This is a genomic window from Anaeroplasma sp. (assembly GCF_034179385.1).
Taxonomy (GTDB): Bacteria; Bacillota_I; Bacilli_A; order Acholeplasmatales; family Anaeroplasmataceae; genus Anaeroplasma.
The window spans coordinates 1-3003 of sequence record NZ_JAXFPY010000024.1 but is presented as its reverse complement, the minus strand read 5'-3'; the positions used below and the strand labels follow the sequence as shown (position 1 = coordinate 3003).

At 29.4% G+C, this 3003-nt stretch carries 2 protein-coding genes; one reads left to right on the top strand and one right to left on the bottom strand.

Annotated features, from left to right (window positions below; all coding sequences use genetic code 11):
• Nucleotides 1-744: RHS repeat-associated core domain-containing protein (locus tag SPJ17_RS01560; RefSeq protein WP_321092083.1), on the top strand; the 744-nt coding region annotated here is incomplete at its 5' end.
• A gap of 850 nt (nt 745-1594) precedes the next feature.
• Here the strand turns inward: SPJ17_RS01560 and SPJ17_RS01555 are convergent.
• Entirely contained in the window at nt 1595-2890 is a 1296-nt protein-coding gene (locus SPJ17_RS01555) for an ISL3 family transposase (RefSeq protein ID WP_321092081.1), read from the bottom strand.
• Nucleotides 2891-3003: the final 113 nt, after the last annotated feature.

The window sequence follows — 3003 nt, the reverse complement described above, 5'->3', positions numbered from 1 at the left end:
TTTATATACAAAGGATATTATTATGATAATGATATAGAAATGTATTATTGTCATAATAGATTTTATAATCCAAAATGGAGAAGATGGTTAACCCCGGATAGTCCTAATTATTTAAACATAGATACTCCGTCAGGTATGAATCTATTTATATATTGCAATAATAATCCTGTGATGTATTCCGATGGAGATGGTACGTTTGCGATATCGACTTTAATAATTGGTACTTTAATTGGGGCTATAGTTGGCGCAGGAATGTCAATTTATCAAGATTCTAAGGATGATAATTCTATAAATGGTAGTATCGGTGGTTGGGCATATGCTGGTTCAATAATTGGAGGAGCAGTTTCAGGCGCTGGTCAAGGGATCATTTCAACCATTTTATTAGGAATGGCTGGAAGTGTTATAAATAGTGTAGTTGGCAGTGGTTTTAATCCTGATTGGGAATATATGATTGTTGATTGCTTGATTTCAGGTGGATTATCTGCTATAGGATATGGTATTGGCCAAGGAATAAGATATGGTGTAGCTGGATTAGAAGCAAAAGCTTTGAAATCTATTGCTGGGAAAGTAGGAAATGGAACAATTAACAAATTGTTAGTGAAAATGAGAGCAGGAGTTAATATTGGTATGAAGAGTACAAACAAGATTGCTAATGGATTATTTGAAACGGAGAAGGATTTTATTGGTGTTGTAATTGAAAGTTTAGCTTCTTCAATACCAGATTTGATCTATAATTTATTTTAAATATGAATAAGCGTGTTTATTTTTCTTGGCTCACAGTCTTACCACCAATTCTTCTCATTTCATTCATATTATTTCATAACTACATAGAAAATATTATTTTAAGAAAAACACTTTTAATTATAACGTTGGTGTTATTCATTTTATGGCCATATTATACATTACTAGTTACTCCATTTATATGTTCTCCTAAAGATAGATTACCTAATAAGGTAAATATGCTTAGCTTTAATAATGACATCATTTGTAATCAATTAGATAGGAATAATTTCTTAGTATATTTATACAATAAAGAATTAAAAATTAATATGTCAGGTTGGATTTTTAAAAAAACTTATATACGAGATATAGTTTTAATGTATTATCATTTGAATTATTATAATAGAAATAAACTTAAATCATTTAAGTGTCTTGGTAAAAAATACTTTCCCGGTCAGAATATATCGATTTTATTCAAAATGAAAAATGGTAAGAATAAGAACTTGTATTTAATAAAAAATGGTATAGAAAAAAGAAGTTTCTTATGTAGTTTTAAGATATTTATCTTGTCTAGTCCTCTAGATAAACATACTAGATATCAAAAGGATAAGTATTACAGAAATGATACGGATTGGTTTTATATGTAATTCTTATTCGTTAGCCAAAAAAATTACAGCCTCATCTTTAGTGCATACTACATGTAAAAGTGGGCACTATAAAAATATGGGGGGGATAGGGGGACAAAACCCTTTCAAAAATCAGGGGGAGACCCCTATCAAATATTAGGGGGATTGCCCTATCAAAATTTAAGGGGATAAAAGGCGGTAGCTCGTAGTTGAGTTGCCGCCTTTTCCACCCATAAATTAGTATATTTTTATATTTTTATTGGTTCATTTCGATTTAAAGAGAATAATGCTCTGTTTCTAAATCTTATAAAATTAGTATAACCATATCCATCGTCTATTAGTCTACCTAATCTACCATTTGCCGATTCCATAGGCCCATTAGACATTCTTTTACCATTAACTCTTATAAACGAATTTACAATGTAGTACTTCCAGTGATCAAGCATAAATCCAAAGTTTACAAATTCCTCAAATTTTGATTTTTTAAATTGCTCTATATAATCTTCAAGCTTTGCCAAGGATTCTTCACTATATTCCTCTGTTAGATTAAATTCTCTATATGATTCTTTTAAACAATAAGCTGCTTTTAATCCATCATCTATAGATAATAATTTTTCTAGAACTGCGTATTTATCAACTAAATAGCTATAATGAGAATTAGGCTTTCTAACATATTTAATGATATTAAAATCTTCAACAAAGTAATAGTGAAAAGATTTCAATAACCAATAATAACCATTTCTATCAGAGTCTTTTTCGTTAGCGAATTTTTTTTGTATACGTAATCTAATTTTATCCATTGCGTCATTTAAGTGCTTAATTACATGGAAAGAATCTACACATATTCTTGCGTTTGGAAGGTATCTTTCTGCTATATCCACATATGTTTGCCACATGTCAATATTAACATATTGGACATTTAATCGCTCTTTTATAGGAATATGTATAAAGTATTCCTCTAACACATTCTTTCGTCTTGCATCTAACAAATCTAGTAAAGTATTGGACATTGGATCAAAGATTACAAAGGAGTATTTTGTCTTTGTTAATTTCTTGGAATAGATTTCATCAAAACATACTACCTTCGATAATTGATGACGGTTTAACTGGACCATTTCATCAAATATATCTATTACATGTTGAGTAGTAGTAAAGTGTTCTTTAGCTACTTCAGAGAATGTTTTTCTAGGATTTCTTAATTGATTAATCATTTGTATTTTTCCATAGTGGCTGATATTTTCTCCTATTGGATTGTTTTCCATAAAAGTGTGATTACAATCTTTGCATTTGAATTTCTTTTGATGGAATATAATAAATAAATGCTGCTGAGGCTTTATACAATGATTAATATGCTTTTCCTTGGTTTCTTTGATTACAGTATGTGTTGATTTGCAAAATGGACATCCTGTAATTCTCCTGTTTAAGTATAGATTTACTGTCATTTCAAAAGAGGTAGGCTCAACATAAAACGTAGTCTTATTTTTATCTACATCATAATGTTGAAGTCCTACAAATTTTAGTAATTCTGTGATATCATTATTCATGGGACCTCCTTTCACTAATTTTTGGGTAAACTAATGATAACATAGGTCCCTTTACTTTTACATTATGCTTTAAAATAACAGGGGGATTTAACTATATTTTTTTATCCCCCTAA

What these genes read in the sequence shown, in the direction of transcription:
- SPJ17_RS01555 (WP_321092081.1), bottom strand. Translation starts at nt 2,890, where the DNA reads ATGAATAATGATATCACAGAATTACTAAAATTTGTAGGACTTCAACAT.